Origin of the sequence: Alteromonas macleodii, from assembly GCF_903772925.1 — a bacterium.
Taxonomy (GTDB): domain Bacteria; phylum Pseudomonadota; class Gammaproteobacteria; order Enterobacterales; family Alteromonadaceae; genus Alteromonas; species Alteromonas macleodii_A.
The window spans coordinates 1,266,993-1,283,869 of record NZ_LR812090.1; the positions used below are offsets into that span (position 1 = coordinate 1,266,993).

A 16,877-nucleotide genomic window follows, 5' to 3' on the forward strand; every position below is an offset into this window, starting at 1 on the left:
TTTAAATTACGCAGTTTTCTTGGTTAGTTTGCAGGCGCAATCCTAGATCCTACTTTATACTTTACTCACAACTAGCAATACTGCATTAGGTAGAAAGTAGCGACAGCAATGTATGGACAATGAAAAATTTAGCGCACATGGCGAGGTTAGAGCTCTCTTCATAGAAGATAAGCGAATATTAACCATCGATCTTAGCGGCCCTTTCAATTTAGAATTTATCCGTAAGTATCAACGTGTGGTGGGCGCAGAAAGAAGAAAGATTAATGTTCCTTGTTGGGCAAGCCTAGTTAATGTTTATGGCTTAGCGCTCGCGCCCATGGAAGCTACAGACGATGCACAACTAATAGTAGATGAAGCCGTTGATTCAGGGCTTGTTGCCACTGCTGTGGTTCTTCATGAACCAGAGGGACTCGCACTGCAGCAAAAGTTCTGGTCCAGAATTTACGATGCGTCCACGTTGCCTTTCCAATTTTTTAGCGAAACACCTAAAGCCTCAGAGTGGTTGAGCGAGAAAATTACTTCTGGCATGCGCTCGAAGGGCGTTTATCAAAACAACAACATTATAAGGTAAGGGATAAAAGGTACGAACAGTGCGAACTCATTCGTTTTCTCGGTTGCTATCTTTGCAATCACTTCTTTTGCATTAAATGATCTAAGCATCACCACACTTCCTATCAATTCTATAAAGGCATAACAGGAGGTAGCCATGGTAGGAAGTCAGCATCAATATCGTTTTTTCAACGTCAATAACGTGCTATTTGATATCCCAAGCAGCGTATACGACGACAGAACGGTAGACGAATGGTTTGCGGCGATTGTTAAAGAAGGGAGAAAGAGAGAACATTGGGTAATATTCTCTATTCCAGATAAAAGTCTAACTGTCACCCATACAGCAGCAGAACAACTCTGTAGTCGATTACCCTATTTAAAATCTTACGGTTGCCTTGGATTTTTGCTTTTAGCGACCCACACTAACGCAAAGATATTTCAGCACAGTTTAAAAGCTACGCCCTCTAACTTTGACGTGAAAGTGAGTGAGTCGATGGAAACACTTTGTAGGTCTGCTGAGTTAATGTTAGGAAGTGAAAACGAGCTTAATATCTTTAACCGTTTTAAACCGTAATAACCTTGTAATCTACGTCAGCCAAAAAAGCTTGATGACTTTTAAAAACGGTTTGAAGCACACCATAATTTGACCTGGATCAAGCATACTAGACGCAGCCATATGGCTAATTTTTACTATTGATCTAGATCATAATCTTCAAGGCAAGTCTTCTCTATTATTCACTTAGTTAAAGAGGAGACTTATTATGATGTGGACTATGATGAAAGACCCAGTGGTGTGGGGCTCACTATTAGGTATAGGCATTATTGTTGCGATGATGATGTACTACACCTATTTATTTATGCACAACAGCGCAGACGAAGATAAATAGACCGCACTACGCAGCATTGCCCTATCGTTTGTTGTTTTGAAGCGGTATGTCAATAAGCACCATTAATGCAGCTTGCCCGCCGTATTCAAGAGGGGCTTGATGGAAAGCACGTACGTGTGGGTGCTGGACTAAGTAATGGGGTAGGGCAGCTTTTAACACGCCTTGCCCAAAACCGTGCATCACGCAAACACAATCAATCAGTTCTTTTCTTGCCGTGTGAATAAGCGCCGCAAGCTCTGCTTTTGCCATTTCTCGGGTTAACCCATGCAAATCCAGTGTCATTTCTGGCGAGTAGTCGCCGCGACGTAACTGTTTCAAAATATGCGTAGACTCACCTTCCTGGCAAAAGCGCATAGGGCCTTCTTGAGGTAGTGCCGCTTGATACATGTCAGAAAAGTTGAAACTAGCTGCAAGTTGCTTGCTGTGTTTTAGATGTTTACCTTTTATTTGCTGTGACTTTTTAAATAACTCAACCTGTTTATCAGGCTCTACCTTATCTTGCGATATAGGTGTGACGCCCTGCATCACATCAGCAAACGAAAAAGTCTCTTCTTCAGCGCTTGAGGACGTATCGCGCTTATTTGCGCCCTCTAGCCCAGCTCGCCCCAAAGGACGCCTTGGTTCAGCCAGTTGCTTTTTTAATGCTTTGAGTTCTTTTTTAAAGGTTTTCATCAAATATAGCTTTGGTAAATAAACACAAGTTCAATAATTCAAAACGCCTAAATTATAACGAATAGAAAGATTCGGTACGTAGTTAATTATGTGAATCGGTATGAAGTTTGGGTATGATACCAGCTTTGAAATTTTTGATGTACCCAAACGCCATGACCGATAAGTTTTACCTTGAAGAAGCCATTGAAGATCTGCATACCCTGTTAGATATGACACGATGGGCAACCAGCCGTTTTAACGACGCGGCTTTGTACTTTGGTCATGGTACTGATAATGCGTGGGACGAAGCGACTAGCCTCGTTATGCAGGCACTGCATTTACCTCACCCTATCTTAGAGCAGGCTGGCGAGAACATTCTTAGCTCACGCTTGACCAAAAGTGAACGTGAAAAAATTGCCGAGCTCGTTTTAAAGCGCGTACAAACTCGCATGCCGTTGCCTTATATTACAAACGAGGCTTGGTTTTGCGGTATGCCATTTTACGTGGATGAACGTGTGCTTATTCCACGTTCGCCATTTGCCGAGCTTATTCAAAACGAATTTGCGCCTTTTGTTGAGTCGGCGCCAAACACCATTCTCGACATGTGCACAGGCGGTGCGTGTATCGCTATTGCTTTGGCTCATGCATACCCTGAAGCTCAGGTGGATGCCGTTGATATTAGTACGGATGCACTAGAAGTGGCCGACATCAATATTCAGGAACACGGTCTTAGTCATCGCGTTTATCCAATTCAGTCAGATTTGTTTTCTAGCCTAGAAGGGCAGAAATACGATCTGATCGTGTCTAATCCGCCTTATGTTGACGCGGAAGATATGGCTGACTTACCTGAAGAGTATCATCACGAGCCTGAACTTGCGCTCGCCGCAGGCGACGACGGCTTAGACCTCGTGGATATTATGCTTAAAGATGCGCCCAATTACCTCAATGATGGCGGCTGGATGCTCGTAGAAGTAGGCAACAGTGAAGTGCACATGAATGAAAGGTTTCCTGGCTTAGAAGTCATTTGGTTAGAGTTTGAAAATGGTGGTTCAGGTATTTTTGCCGTGCGCAAAGACACACTCGTACAGTATTTTAGTAGTAAGGATTAATAGTTAATTATGTCAGGTAACAGCTTCGGAAAACTTTTCACTGTAACCACGTTTGGTGAAAGCCACGGCATTGCAATTGGCGGTGTAGTAGACGGTTGTCCTCCAGGTCTTGAGATCACCGAAGAAGATCTTCAGGTGGATTTAGACAGACGCAAACCAGGCACTTCGCGCTATACCACAGCGCGAAGAGAAGACGACGAAGTACAAATTCTATCTGGCGTATTTGAAGGCAAGACTACAGGCACTAGTATTGGTTTGTTGATTAAAAATAAAGATCAGCGAAGCCAAGATTACGGCAATATTAAAGACCGCTTCCGCCCAGGTCATGCTGACTATACCTATGATCAAAAATACGGTAGCCGTGACTATCGCGGTGGTGGACGTTCATCAGCCCGCGAAACAGCTATTCGCGTAGCCGCTGGCGGTATTGCGAAGAAGTACTTAAAAGAAGTGCACGGTATCGAGGTGTTGGGTTATTTGTCTCAGCTTGGCCCTGTTACCGTTGATAAGGTAGACCACAGCGTCACCAACACCAACCCATTTTTCTGTCCAGATGAGTCTAAGTTAGATGCACTGGACGAATACATGCGTGACCTTAAAAAATCTGGCGATAGCATCGGCGCGAAAGTGTCGGTTGTAGCTAAAAATGTTCCCGTGGGCCTAGGCGAGCCAGTCTTTGATAGGCTGGATGCGGAAATCGCCCACGCTATGATGGGAATTAACGCAGTGAAAGGCGTTGAAATTGGCGATGGCTTTGACGTTATAAACCAAAAAGGTAGTGAACATCGCGATACGCTAACGCCAGAAGGTTTCTCTTCAAACCACGCAGGTGGTGTATTAGGCGGCATTTCTACCGGTCAGGATATAGAAGTGCATATGGCACTTAAGCCGACCTCGAGCATTTCGGTACCGGGTAAAACTATCAATAAAGACAATGAAGAGATTGATATAGTCACCAAAGGACGTCACGACCCGTGCGTAGGTATTCGTGCTGTACCTATTGCTGAAGCCATGCTGGCGCTTGTATTGATGGACCACTTGCTGCGTCACCGTGCGCAAAATGCGGGCGTGCTATCGACCACTAAGCCGATTGCGGGTCAGGCATAGCGCTTTTTAATTACAACTAAGCTTAATCGTATCATCTACGCGATGGAGTAAAACGCGCAATAACAAGGTTGTATTGCGCTAAATGTTCTCACTATTCGCCACTACCCGTTTTGCGCTAGTGGCGTTTTTGCATATGGAGATGTGAATTGTCATCTAATGGTCTAAACCATGCCAAAAGCGCTGAGCCAGGCGCAAAAAGTAGCAAAGCTGCGCTCTTTATCCTTGCTGTTACCTACTGGCTTTACTTCGGACAACTTGGCGTACTTGTTCCATACTTGGGGATCTTTCTTGATGGGCGGGGCTTTTCTTCTGCCGAAATTGGCGAGCTTTTTGCCGTCATTACCCTAGCGCGTATTTTAGGTCCTGGCTTGTGGGCAGGCGTTGCTGATAAAACAGGAAACGCTATAGGCGTTATGCGTTTAGGCTGCTTGCTTACAGTGCTGACTTTTAGTTCCGTCTTTTACTTCACCAGTTTCTGGGGGCTTACGCTGGCGTTCGGCCTTATGATGATGTTTTGGACAGCGGTATTGCCTCAGCTTGAAGTCATCACTATGAACACAGTGGCGAAAACCAAGGCTACCTATGGGCAAATAAGGCTATGGGGAAGTGTTGGATTTATCTGTTTAACGGTAGGTGTGGGTAAGGCCCTAGATATTTTTTCTACTGATACTCCTGTGCATGCCAGTGTTGGTGTACTTGCACTTTTATTTATTAGTACCTTGTTTATACGCGCGCCGAAAGAAGCAGCGCCTGAATCGTCTACGGCGGGCAGTATTTGGAAGTACGCTAAGCAAAAACCTTTTGCTATTTTTATCTTCGCTTCTGCCTGTCTGCAAATTAGCTTCGGCGCGTATTACGGCTTTTTTGCCCTTTACATGCGAGACCTTGACTACAGCGGACAACAGACCGGCATTTTTATAGCGCTAGGGGTACTTGCCGAAGTGGGGATATTTTTAGTTGCCCGCAGGCTTATTAGTCAATTTGGTGTGTGGAATTTATTATTCTTAAGTATCGCGCTCACAGGGTTACGTTGGTATATGATGGCGGCATTTGCTGATAGCTTTATGGTGATAGTATTAAGCCAGCTTATTCATGCATTAAGCTTTGGGTTAACCCATGCGGTATCGGTACACTTTATCCATCAGTTTTTACCTAAGGCGTATCACAGCCGAGGGCAAGCAGTGTACATTAGTGTAGCTTTTGGACTGGGTGGCGCATTGGGTAATTACATGGCGGGGCAGCAATGGCAGCAGGGCACTAACGCTTACGAGACTTTCGTCACTGCAGCGGTGTTTGCCGCAATTGGCGCGCTGTCATTACTATTGTGTTCACGAAAAGAAATGGAACGCGCGCAAGCAGCTTAATGCCTTTTTCTGAGGGCCTACCGCAGGCTTATCCCTGCGGTGCGCGTTTACACTCCGATATCACTTCAACGCCACTATCCCCATTGTCTTGCTCTAAGCGTACGTCGAATTTCCATAGCCTGTGCAAGTGACGCATGACCTCATCTTTAGATTCACCAAGTGGAATACCCCGCTGAGGAATGTAGCGAAGGGTCAGTGAGCGATCCCCACGCACATCCACGTTATGTACCTGAATGTTGGGCTCTAAATTACTCAAATTGTATTGGGCGGAAAGCTTCTCTTTAATAATTTGGTAACCCCTTTCATCGTGGATAGCACTGACTGCGATAAAGGGTTTGGCGGAATCATCTTCAAGAGCGAATAATTTAAAATCTCGAATCACTTTTGGCGATAAAAACTGACTGATAAAGCTCTCGTCTTTAAAATTTTGCATAGCGAAATGCACGGTTTCCAGCCAGTCCTTACCCGCAATACTGGGCAAATATTTATAGTCTTCCTCAGTAGGCGACTGACATACCCGTTTAATATCCATAAACATAGAAAAGCCAAGAGCATACGGGTTTATGCCAGAATAATAAGGGCTGTTGTATTCAGGCTGCATTACTACACTTGAATGACTGTGCAAGAACTCCATCATAAAGCGATCGCTAACTAAACCCTCGTCATACATCTCATTGAGAATATGGTAATGCCAGAAACAGGCCCACCCTTCGTTCATCACCTGGGTTTGTTTCTGCGGATAAAAATACTGTGAGACTTTGCGTACAATACGCACAATTTCCCGCTGCCACGGTTCAAGTAATGGGGCGTTTTTCTCAATAAAATAGAGCAGGTTTTCTTGTGGCTCTTGGGGAAAGCGAACTTTTTCTTTGTGTTTGCTGTGCGGGCTATCGGGTAAGGTGCGCCACAGCTCGTTCACCTGGGATTGAAGGTAGGCTTCGCGCTCTTCTTGTCTGTTCTTCTCTTCTTGTAGCGAAATTTTCTGCGGCCGTTTGTATCGGTCAACGCCATAATTCATAAGCGCGTGACACGAATCGAGCATATTTTCGACCTCGTCATAGCCGTACTTCTGTTCACATTTAGCAATGTAGTTTTTAGCAAAGACAAGATAATCGATTATAGAGCTAGCGTCAGTCCAGGTTTTAAATAAGTAATTACCTTTGAAAAACGAATTGTGCCCGTAGCACGCATGAGCCATCACCAGCGCCTGCATAGTAATGGTGTTCTCTTCCATTAAATATGCAATGCAAGGGTCAGAGTTAATAACAATTTCGTAAGCCAAGCCCATTTGTCCGCGACGGTATTGTTGCTCGGTTTGAATAAATTTTTTGCCAAAGCTCCAATGGGTATAGTTGAGCGGCATGCCTATGCTGGCGTAGGCATCCATCATTTGCTCGGCGGTAATGACCTCAATTTGATTAGGGTAGGTGTCTAGCTTAAAGTTTTTAGCGATGCGATCGATATGTTGCTCATACTCTTCGATAAGCGGAAATGTCCAGTCGGGCCCATCGCTTAGCAAATGTCGTTTCGATGATGCAGGCTTGCTGTTTTCTGTTGCGATAGCGTCGGTTGTCATATTAGGCTCCTTGCTGCGCATCTTGCTCAGAGCGTTTGAACAGCTCTCTGAACACAGGATAGATGTCGGCCTGGGTTTGTATGTGCTTACATACAAAATTGTCGTGAGTGGCGGCAACTTTCTCGTATTCACGCCACAAGCTTTGGTGCTGTCTTTCGGTTATTTCGATATAGGCATAATAGCGGGTGGTCGGCAGCAGTTTAGTGGTAAGCAAATCGCGGCATTGCGGCGAATCGTCAGCCCAGTTATCGCCGTCAGACGCTTGTGCTGCATAGATATTCCAGTTTCCGTCGCTATAGCGCTCACGAACCACTTCGTCCATTAGTTTTAAAGCACTGGAAACAATGGTGCCGCCAGTTTCTTGAGAGTAGAAAAACTCCTGCTCGTCCACTTCTTTAGCCTGTGTGTGATGGCGAATGTATACCACGTCTACGTTTTCGTAAGTACGACTTAAAAATAGATAAAGCAAAATATAGAAGCGTTTTGCCATTTCTTTAGTGGCCTGGTCCATAGAGCCAGACACATCCATTAAACAAAACATCACGGCTTTACTTGAGGGGAGGGGACGCTTGTCATAGTTCTTAAAGCGCAAATCAAAGGTGTCGATAAAAGGCACTCGAGCAATTTTTGCTTTAAGTGCCTCTATTTCTTCTTTTAGTGCATTAATAGCCAGCGTATTGTCGTGCTTGTCTTCTACAAGCATTACCAGTTTTTCTTCAAGTTCTTTGAGTTTCTTTCTATCACTTCCGCTTAGAGCAATACGCCTTGCTACAGAACCTTTGAGTGAACGAACAATATCAAGGTTGCTCGGTACGCCATCGGTCTGATAACCCGCGCGGTAGGTTTCAAATTGGGTGACTTTATCGAACTGATTTTTCTTTAAATTCGGAAGCGCTAAATCCTCAAATAGTAAGTCTAAATATTCGTCTTTGGATATTGAAAATACGAACTCGTCTTGCCCTTCTCCTTCATTGCTAGCGTCCCCTTCACCTGCGCCTTTACCACCGCCACCTGGCGGTCTGTCAATTTTATCTCCTGCGGTGAATTGGTCGTTACCTGGGTGGACAATATCTCTACTGCCACCTCGCCCGGTATGAAAAATAGGTTCAGAAATATCTCTGGCTGGAATGCTAATTTGCTCGCCAGAATCTAAGTCGGTAACAGAACGTTTGCCCACTGCATCAGACACAGCACGCTTTATCTGCTGTTTGTAACGCTTAATAAAGCGCTGGCGGTTTACCGTACTCTTGCCTTTGCTGTTTAACCTTCGGTCTATGAAATGCGCCATACACACCTGCTTGAGTTGTTGTGAACCACAAGTACCGGTACTAAAGCGCGCTTAGCGCACGCTTTAGTACCCTACACGTTCTAGAAGCTTCTAGCCTTTCGGCTATGACGCTTTTCGTACGCGTAGGTACCATTCACAAAGCAAGCGAACTTGTTTTTGCGTATAGCCTTTTTCGGTCATACGATTTACAAAGTCGTCGTGCTTTTTCTGCTCTTCTGCTGAGCCTTTGGTGTTAAAGGAAATAACGGGCAGTAAATCTTCCGTGTTAGAGAACATCTTCTTCTCAATGACGGTGCGAAGTTTTTCATAACTTGTCCACGCTGGGTTTTTTCCGCCGTTATTCGCACGGGCACGCAAAACAAAGTTAACGATTTCGTTCCGGAAGTCTTTCGGGTTGCTGATGCCAGCGGGCTTTTCTGTTTTCTCTAGCTCAGCATTAAGCGATGCTCTGTCAAACAGTTGCCCGGTTTCTGGGTCGCGATACTCCTGATCTTGGATCCAAAAATCAGCATAGGTCACATAGCGGTCAAATAGGTTCTGCCCGTATTCAGAATATGACTCTAAATAAGCGGTTTGAATTTCTTTGCCTATGAACTCCACGTAGCGGGGGATCAGGTAGCCTTTCAAAAACTCCAAATACTTATCAGCGGTTTCTTGAGGAAACTGTTCCCGCTCAATCTGACGTTCCAACACGTAGAATAAATGAACTGGATTCGCTGCCACTTCTTGATGATCGAAATTAAACACGCGAGAAAGGATCTTAAACGCAAAGCGGGTGGATAAACCCTCCATGCCTTCGTCGACACCGGCGTAATCTCTGTATTCCTGATAAGACTTCGCTTTCGGGTCGGTGTCTTTTAAGCTTTCTCCGTCATAGACCCGCATTTTCGAAAACATACTGGAGTTTTCAGGCTCTTTTAAACGAGATAGCACGGTAAACTGCGCTAAGCACTCCAAAGTGTCAGGTGCACAGGGAGCGCCACTAAGCTCACTGCTATCGAGTAATTTTTTATAAATGCGAATTTCTTCGCTTACTCTTAAGCAGTACGGGACTTTCACAATATAAACACGGTCTAAAAATGCTTCGTTGTTTTTATTGTTTCTAAACGATTGCCACTCAGATTCGTTCGAGTGCGCCAGTATCAACCCGTCGAAGGGAAGGGCAGAGAAGCCTTCAGTTGGATTATAGTTGCCTTCTTGGGTGGCAGTTAATAGTGGATGTAGCACCTTAATTGGCGCTTTAAACATTTCAACAAATTCCATCAAGCCTTGGTTGGCTTTACACAGAGACCCTGAATAGCTGTAAGCGTCTGGGTCATTTTGTGCATATTGCTCTAGGCGACGAATATCCACCTTACCCACCAGAGCCGAAATATCTTGGTTGTTCTCATCTCCCGGTTCGGTTTTAGCTATGCCCACTTGGTCAAGCACTGATGGATAAACCCGAACCACTTTGAACTGGGTAATATCACCATTGAACTCATGAAGGCGTTTACGAGCCCATGGTGACATGATTGTTTTCAGATAGCGCTTAGGAATGCCATATTCTTTTTCTAATATGTCGCCATCTTCTTTGACGTCGAATAGGCAAAATGGATGATCATTCACTGGTGAGCCTTTAAGCATGTATATAGGGACATGCTGCATAAGCTCTTTAAGTCTTTCGGCCAGTGACGATTTACCGCCGCCAACTGGGCCGAGTAAATAAAGAATTTGTTTCTTCTCCTCGAGACCCTGTGCGGCATGCTTGAGGTAAGAGACGATTTGTTCAATGGCCTCTTCCATGCCATAGAATTCTGAAAAAGCTGGATAACGAGAAATGACGCGGTTAGAGAAAATGCGGCTAAGCGCCGGGTCGTTGGCAGTGTCGATTAGTTCTGGCTCACCGATGGCTTGTAACAAACGTTCTGCTGCATTTGCATAAGCGGTTTGATCCTCTTTACAAATTTCAAGGAACTCCCCAATGGTGAACTCTTCCTGTTTTCGCTCTTCATAGCGACTTTGATAGTGTTCAAAAATACCCATGAATACCCCTTAAATACGGAACCCCGTAATTTCAGCTTAGTAGGTATTTGGGAAAAGGATAGTAATTATTGTGTATAGTTTTTAATCTTTTCGTCTAATGAAAAATGCAACTTTAATAAGAATTTAGTGTCTCTAGATGAACATTTTCGCACAAACAAAAGCCCCGCTCGAAAGCGGGGCTTTTTAAATCACAAAGGCAAAAACTGTCGTGCACAATAGGCACACAGCTTTTAAAGGTTTCGCTTACGCAAAGTTCTTGCTTGCGAATTCCCAGTTAACTAGAGCCCAGAAGTTTTCTAGGTACTTAGGACGCGCGTTACGGTAATCGATATAGTAAGCGTGCTCCCAAAGGTCAACAGTAAGTACTGGTGTCAGATCATCGCCAGAAATAGGGGTTTCTGCATTGCTAGTGTTGACGATATCTAGGCTACCGTCTGCAGTTTTAACTAGCCATGTCCAGCTAGAACCGAAGTTGTTAACTGCTTTGTCGTTAAACGCTGCTTGGAAGTCTGCAAATGAACCCCATTTTGCGTTAATCGCATCAGCTAGTGCGCCAGTAGGCTCGCCGCCGCCATTCGGGCTAAGGCAGTGCCAGTAGAACGTGTGGTTCCAAACTTGCGCTGCGTTATTGAAAACACCGCCTTCAGAAGATTTGATGATTTCTTCTAGGCTTTTGTTTTCCATGTCAGTACCTTCAACTAGGCCGTTAAGCTTAGTTACATAAGTAGCGTGGTGCTTGCCATAGTGGTACTCAAGCGTTTCAGCAGAAATATGCGGTTCTAGTGCATTTTGTTCGTATGGTAATGCTGGTAGTTCAAAAGCCATGACGGTCTCCATGTTGGTTTAGTATTGTAGTCTAAAGCACACTTATCTTCGCCTGTTCGATAAGTGCCAGTCAACGCCTAGCTGACTATATCACTTTAGACGCTAGAGCATATCCCAAATGTGGGGATAAAGTCTTATAACTCAATGACAAAATTGTGAATTTTTTTTCAAAATCTATTTTGTGAAAATATAGAGTTGGTAGATGTACAAGTAGATAGCGATGGAGCCTACTAAAAGATCAATTCAGTGATGGGTAAATAAAAGGGATTTTATGATACCCTTTACCTTGATAAATCATTCATGCATTCCCATCTTAGAGGGAATACACTTTTGTGCTCAGAGGAATCAAATGGATAATACTGAAAATCAATCAACGCTAGATAGAATCAAGCAGCAAATCGAAGAAAACCCAATTTTGTTGTATATGAAAGGTTCTCCTAAGCTACCTAGCTGTGGCTTTTCTTCACAAGCATCACAAGCGTTGATGTCATGTGGCGAACCATTTGCTTATGTAGATATTCTACAAAACCCTGATATTCGTGCTGAACTGCCTAAATACGCAAACTGGCCTACATTCCCACAGCTATGGGTAGAAGGTGAGCTTGTTGGTGGTTGCGATATTATTATTGAAATGTTCCAGCAAAACGAACTTCAGCCGCTTATCAAAGAGACAGCTGAAAAATACAAAGAAGAAGAGTAAATCTTTCGATTTGTAGCAGATTTCTGATATTTTAAATATCGATTAAAAAGCTGGCTTTATGTCAGCTTTTTTCATTAAAAGCCGCCAAAAACTTCTCACTTTTATTCCCGTAAAAACTATATAGACAGGTCAGAAATAAAGATCCTCTATGGTCTAAAAAAATATTTTTATTTTGTCGAAAAAGGTTTGTTTTTTAATATCTTGCGTTCTATAAAAACATGCAGCTGGCCGCAAATGAGTCAGTGTTGAAGGTATAAAACAACAACCTCTCGAAACACTTTTTTATTGTGTGAATAACGCTGAAAGTGTTTTAGAGAAAATCCGGGAAACCACCATGAATACATCCTTGTCTTTATTGACTAAAAACGTGCGCGGCGTATTAGCTGCATCTGCGGCGTTTTCAGTAATGGCTACAGCGCCTGTTTATGCGCAAGAAGCAGAAGAGAGTGCTAAAGCTGAAGATTATGAACAAATCGCCGTCGTTGGTTCGCGCGCAGCGCCTCGCTCTGTAGCAGACTCAGCGGTTCCAATTGATATTATTTCTGACGAAGAGTTCAAGCAGCAGGGTGCCACAGATATGGTATCTATGATGCAAACTGTCGTTCCGTCTTTTAACGTAAACGACCAGCCAATCAACGATGCTTCAACGCTAGTTCGCCCTGCAAACCTGCGCGGTATGGCATCAGATCATACGCTAGTGCTTGTAAATGGTAAACGTCGTCACCGCTCTGCGGTTATCACTTTCTTAGGTGGCGGTCTTTCAGATGGTGCACAAGGTCCTGACATCTCTGTAATTCCTGCAGCGGCACTTAAGCAGGTGGAAGTACTGCGTGACGGTGCAGCGGCGCAATATGGTTCAGATGCTATTGCCGGTGTAATTAACTTCGTACTTAATGATGCGTCGGAAGGCGGTACATTTGAAGCCCGCTATGGCTCTTACTACGAAGGTGATGGCGACATGATTCAGCTGTCGGGTAACGTGGGTTTACCACTTTCTGACAAGGGCTTTCTTAACCTTTCAGCAGAATACCGTACTGCTGACGATACGTCTCGCAGCGTTCAGCGTGACGATGCAGCGGCGCTTATTGCGGCAGGCAACACTTTTGTAGCAGACCCTGCCCAGATTTGGGGTTCGCCTGAAATTAAGCATGACATCAAGCTTTTCGCTAACGCGGGACTAGAGCTTTCCGACACGTCAGAAGCTTATATATTTGGTAACTTTGCCGAGCGTGAGGTAGAAGGGGGCTTCTATTTCCGTAACCCGCATAACCGTGGTGGTGTGAACGACGGTGGCTTTGAGGAAGCAGATGTAAATGGTGACGGAGTTCTAACAACGAACGAAGATGGTGACATTAATGAAGGCTATCAGTTGCTACTCGTCGGTGACTTAACAGGCGATATGTCTGGCAACTGTCCAACCGGTATAAGAGCAGGCGAAATCATCAACGGTAGCACAAACTATCAAGGCTTCAATGTACTGGAAAATACTACATATATTAACCAAGTCTTGAACAACCCAGATTGCTTCGCGTTTAACGAAATGCTTCCAGGTGGCTTCACACCTCGCTTTGGCGGTACGGTAACCGATATGTCTCTTGTTTTTGGTACTAAAGGCGAGTTAGACAACGACATTACCTATGACGTAAGTTTAAACCTAGGTCAAAACGAAGTTGATTTTGCTATTAGTAACACTATCAACCCGTCGCTTGGCCCAGAAACGCCAACGTCATTCAGTCCAGGCCGTTACACACAGTCTGAGCAAACACTTGATATTGATTTTACAAAACCTTTCGATGTTGGTTTGTATGAGCCGCTATTCGTAGCGACTGGTTTCCAATACCGCAACGAAAGTTATGAGAGCGTTGCAGGTGATACTGCCTCTTATGAAATAGGTCCGCTGGCGACACAAGGCTTTGGCATTGGCTCAAATGGTTTCCCTGGCTTGGCGGCCAATAGCCAAGGTCGTGTGTCCCGCAACAACATCGCGCTTTACATTGATGCAGAAGCCTATATCACTGAAAACTTCATGCTAGCTGGTGCGCTACGTTACGAAGACTTCTCTGATTTTGGCGATACCACGAAAGGTAAAATTGCTTTCCGTTGGCAAGCGCTAGAGAACATTGCGTTCCGTGGTGCATTCTCAACAGGCTTTAAAGCGCCTACGCTTGGTCAAAGTAACGTTCGTAACGTAACCACAGCGTTCGGTACAGGTGGTGAGCTTATTGACCGTGCAACGTTACCGCCAACGGATCCGGTATCACAGCTTAAAGGTGGCGAGCAGCTAACACCTGAAGAGTCAGAAAGCATTACATTTGGTGTAGTAGCAGACTTTGAAAATGGTTTATTCATTACCGCTGACTACTACAACATTGAGCTGACTGACCGTATTAGTACGGCGTCTGGTATCGAGTTAACAGACGATGATATAGCTGCGCTTCTTGCGCAAGGCATTAATGATGCGTCTAGCTTCCAAGAGATCAGCTTCTTTACGAATGACTTCGATACAACGACAGAAGGTGTAGACGTTGTAGCGAACTACGCAATGGAAATGATGGGCGGTGAAACTAAGTTCTCACTTGCTTACAACTGGACGTCGACTGAAGTAGACCGCGCGTCAGAGAACATCTCTGACTTCCGTATTCGCATGCTAGAAGATAACCTTCCTGCAGTGCGCTACAGTGCAACAGCAAATCACACCAACGGTGACTGGCGCTTCCTTGCACGCTTGAACTATTACGGTAGCATCTTTGAAGATCACTTAGATTCTGCATTGCCTATTGATAAAGTAGGTTCAGAGTTTACTGTGGACTTAGAAGTGGCTTACAACTTCACTGAAGAGTTTACTGTAACGGTAGGCGCGAAAAACGCCTTTGATGAATACCCAGATGAGAATACACAATATGCCGGTATAGCAGGTTCGTTGTATCCAACTACCTCACCAATCGGTATTAACGGTGGCTTCTATTATCTAAGAGGTGTTTACACTTTTTAATCGCTAGTACTAGCGAAAACAACTTTCACAAATGTTTCGACGTGGAGGGGAGCATTAGCTCCCCTTTTATTTTCTATTTCGAACATCATTTGCGTGAAAAGTCATGAAGAAACAGGCATTATTGATGCCATTGTAAGCAATTCGAAACACACAACTTTTATTATTATGACAAGCAAGTCGACAGTAGCTGAAACCTTTTTAAAATACCGCTCGAAGTTAATGCGCGCGGTAGGTTCTATTGTTGGCGCCGACGACATCGAAGATATCGTGCAAGAAGCTTTTATAAAAAGCTACGAAGCAGAATTAAAACAAGAAATACAATATGAGCGGACATATATGCTCAAGACAGCGCGTAACTTAGCGCTGAACCATGTTGCAAAAGCAGAAAACAAAAACAAGCAGCTAGACGACATGGATATTTTGCCTTACGAACTAGTGGGGCACAGTTTAGAAAAAAATGTAGAAAGTAAAGAGCGCTTTATTCATTTTTGCCGAGCGACAGACACGCTGTCTGCTGATGTAAAACGCGTATTTTTACTTAAAAAAGTATATGGCATGCGACAAAAAGAGATTGCAGAGCTTGTGGGGCTAAGCGAAAGCACCGTCGAAAAGCATGTCGCCAAAGGTTTAATGATGTGCTCTAGGTATTTAGCAGAGCTTTCAAATGACAGTGCATCTCCCCGTGCAACTGCTACCGCGACTCAGGACATAAGCAGTAGTTAACATGAATAATATTCGCCAGTTTTCAAGCAAAGAAGATATCCAAGAGCAAGCGTGCCTTTGGGTGAGCCGTCTCGATCGCGGTTTAAAAAGTGACGAAAAGGTAGAGTTAGACACATGGCTGGCAGAGAGCAATGCCCATCGCCAAGCTCTATTAGATGCCGCAAGCTTGTGGGATGATATGTCGGTGCTTAATGAATTAAGCGGCTTATTCCCACAACCGACAGCAAGACACACTGCTAAAAAACGCGCCCTACCGAAAAACGCTGTATGGGGTATTGCTGCCACGTTCTTGGTCATGGCAATTGCAATTGGCGTCATTGTTCAGCGCACATGGTTAAATAGCACGCCAGAATTTGCAGCTGTTAGCCAAAAAGTTCAGACGGGGGTCGGCGAACAGAAAAATATAACCTTATCCGATGGTTCGCAGCTTCATCTAAACACCAACTCTTTAGTAACGGTAGATTTCACATCAAGTGCACGTAATATTGTGCTTTTAAAAGGCGAAGCTCATTTTGAAGTGGCTCATGATAAAACCCGTCCATTTTCAGTTACCGCTGGAAACAATACTGTAACAGCAGTAGGTACCGCGTTTAATATGCAGTATGTTGACGACAACGCTTTTGAACTTGTTGTTACCGATGGCAAAGTATTAGTTAAAGACCGCTTTAAAGCATCATCTTCAAATGAATCACTTTTTGGTAAGCGCCCTGTTACAGAGGAAGGTTTGCTAATGTTTGCTGGGGAGAAAGCGACTGTTTTGGGCAAAGTAGAAGCCCGTGAAAGTATGTCGCAAGATGAGATTGATGATGATTTAGCATGGCAGCAGGGTATGATAGTTTTTAAAGGCGAGCCCCTTGAATCCGTGCTTCTAGAAATTGGGCGTTATACGCCAGTTCGTTTTCACATTTCTGACAATAGTTTACGTAAGCGCAGAGTGGCGGGCTATTTCAAAGTGGGCGACATAGACGGCTTGTTGTCGGCACTAGAAAGCAGCTTCAATATAACTTATGAGAAAGTTACAGAAACCAGTATTGAGCTTAAGCTAGCGAAAAGTTAAATATTGTTTGATAGGTCGGTGCTA

Annotated in this window: 15 protein-coding genes; 10 read left to right on the forward strand and 5 right to left on the reverse strand. The window is 44.3% G+C overall.

What is annotated here, in order from left to right:
* The first annotated feature begins 112 nt into the window (after window positions 1–112).
* The 3 genes from PCAR9_RS05525 to PCAR9_RS20170 all read left to right on the forward strand — a co-directional run bounded on the left by PCAR9_RS05525 (window position 113) and on the right by PCAR9_RS20170 (window position 1,436).
* The gene (locus tag PCAR9_RS05525; RefSeq protein ID WP_179982747.1) at window positions 113–571 is read left to right on the forward strand and encodes a hypothetical protein; all 459 of its coding nucleotides are present in this window, start codon (window positions 113–115) and stop codon (window positions 569–571) included.
* 135 nt (window positions 572–706) lie between these two features.
* Window positions 707–1,123 (forward strand): hypothetical protein, encoded by a 417-nt coding sequence (locus tag PCAR9_RS05530; RefSeq protein WP_179982748.1) that lies wholly within the window; start codon window positions 707–709, stop codon window positions 1,121–1,123.
* A gap of 187 nt (window positions 1,124–1,310) precedes the next feature.
* Window positions 1,311–1,436 (forward strand): hypothetical protein, encoded by a 126-nt coding sequence (locus PCAR9_RS20170; RefSeq protein WP_259462646.1) that lies wholly within the window; start codon window positions 1,311–1,313, stop codon window positions 1,434–1,436.
* A 21-nt stretch (window positions 1,437–1,457) separates the two neighbouring features.
* Here the strand turns inward: PCAR9_RS20170 and smrB are convergent, their stop codons facing one another.
* Complete coding sequence (gene smrB / locus PCAR9_RS05535) at window positions 1,458–2,108, reverse strand: endonuclease SmrB (protein WP_179982749.1); 651 nt, start codon at window positions 2,106–2,108, stop codon at window positions 1,458–1,460.
* 152 nt (window positions 2,109–2,260) lie between these two features.
* On the opposite strand from smrB, the gene prmB reads away from it, so the two are divergent.
* The 3 genes from prmB (at window position 2,261) to PCAR9_RS05550 (ending at window position 5,667) form a co-directional block, all read left to right on the forward strand.
* Complete coding sequence (prmB, locus tag PCAR9_RS05540; RefSeq protein WP_179985159.1) at window positions 2,261–3,196, forward strand: 50S ribosomal protein L3 N(5)-glutamine methyltransferase; 936 nt, start codon at window positions 2,261–2,263, stop codon at window positions 3,194–3,196.
* Between the two features lie 9 nt (window positions 3,197–3,205).
* The gene (aroC, locus tag PCAR9_RS05545; protein WP_020745585.1) at window positions 3,206–4,303 is read left to right on the forward strand and encodes a chorismate synthase; all 1,098 of its coding nucleotides are present in this window, start codon (window positions 3,206–3,208) and stop codon (window positions 4,301–4,303) included.
* A 146-nt stretch (window positions 4,304–4,449) separates the two neighbouring features.
* The gene (locus tag PCAR9_RS05550) at window positions 4,450–5,667 is read left to right on the forward strand and encodes an MFS transporter (protein WP_179982750.1); all 1,218 of its coding nucleotides are present in this window, start codon (window positions 4,450–4,452) and stop codon (window positions 5,665–5,667) included.
* Window positions 5,668–5,695: 28 nt separating this feature from the next.
* Here the strand turns inward: PCAR9_RS05550 and PCAR9_RS05555 are convergent, their stop codons facing one another.
* From PCAR9_RS05555 to sodB, 4 genes are all read right to left on the reverse strand, one after another.
* Window positions 5,696–7,243, reverse strand: a complete 1,548-nt coding sequence (locus PCAR9_RS05555; RefSeq protein ID WP_179982751.1) for a SpoVR family protein — start codon at window positions 7,241–7,243, stop codon at window positions 5,696–5,698.
* Between the two features lies 1 nt (window position 7,244).
* Entirely contained in the window at window positions 7,245–8,531 is a 1,287-nt protein-coding gene (locus tag PCAR9_RS05560; protein ID WP_179982752.1) for a YeaH/YhbH family protein, read from the reverse strand.
* A gap of 102 nt (window positions 8,532–8,633) precedes the next feature.
* On the reverse strand, window positions 8,634–10,556 hold the full coding sequence (locus PCAR9_RS05565; protein WP_179982753.1) for a PrkA family serine protein kinase: 1,923 nt from the start codon (window positions 10,554–10,556) through the stop codon (window positions 8,634–8,636).
* A 243-nt stretch (window positions 10,557–10,799) separates the two neighbouring features.
* Window positions 10,800–11,381, reverse strand: a complete 582-nt coding sequence (sodB, locus tag PCAR9_RS05570; RefSeq protein ID WP_025254504.1) for a superoxide dismutase [Fe] — start codon at window positions 11,379–11,381, stop codon at window positions 10,800–10,802.
* A gap of 349 nt (window positions 11,382–11,730) precedes the next feature.
* On the opposite strand from sodB, the gene PCAR9_RS05575 reads away from it, so the two are divergent.
* From PCAR9_RS05575 to PCAR9_RS05590, 4 genes are all read left to right on the forward strand, one after another.
* Entirely contained in the window at window positions 11,731–12,081 is a 351-nt protein-coding gene (locus PCAR9_RS05575; RefSeq protein WP_136780857.1) for a Grx4 family monothiol glutaredoxin, read from the forward strand.
* Between the two features lie 334 nt (window positions 12,082–12,415).
* On the forward strand, window positions 12,416–15,073 hold the full coding sequence (locus PCAR9_RS05580) for a TonB-dependent receptor plug domain-containing protein (protein WP_179982754.1): 2,658 nt from the start codon (window positions 12,416–12,418) through the stop codon (window positions 15,071–15,073).
* A 165-nt stretch (window positions 15,074–15,238) separates the two neighbouring features.
* Window positions 15,239–15,796: an RNA polymerase sigma factor gene (locus tag PCAR9_RS05585; RefSeq protein WP_420000787.1), complete on the forward strand. Its 558-nt coding sequence runs from the start codon at window positions 15,239–15,241 to the stop codon at window positions 15,794–15,796.
* Between the two features lies 1 nt (window position 15,797).
* Entirely contained in the window at window positions 15,798–16,853 is a 1,056-nt protein-coding gene (locus PCAR9_RS05590) for a FecR family protein (protein WP_179982756.1), read from the forward strand.
* Window positions 16,854–16,877 lie beyond the last annotated feature (24 nt).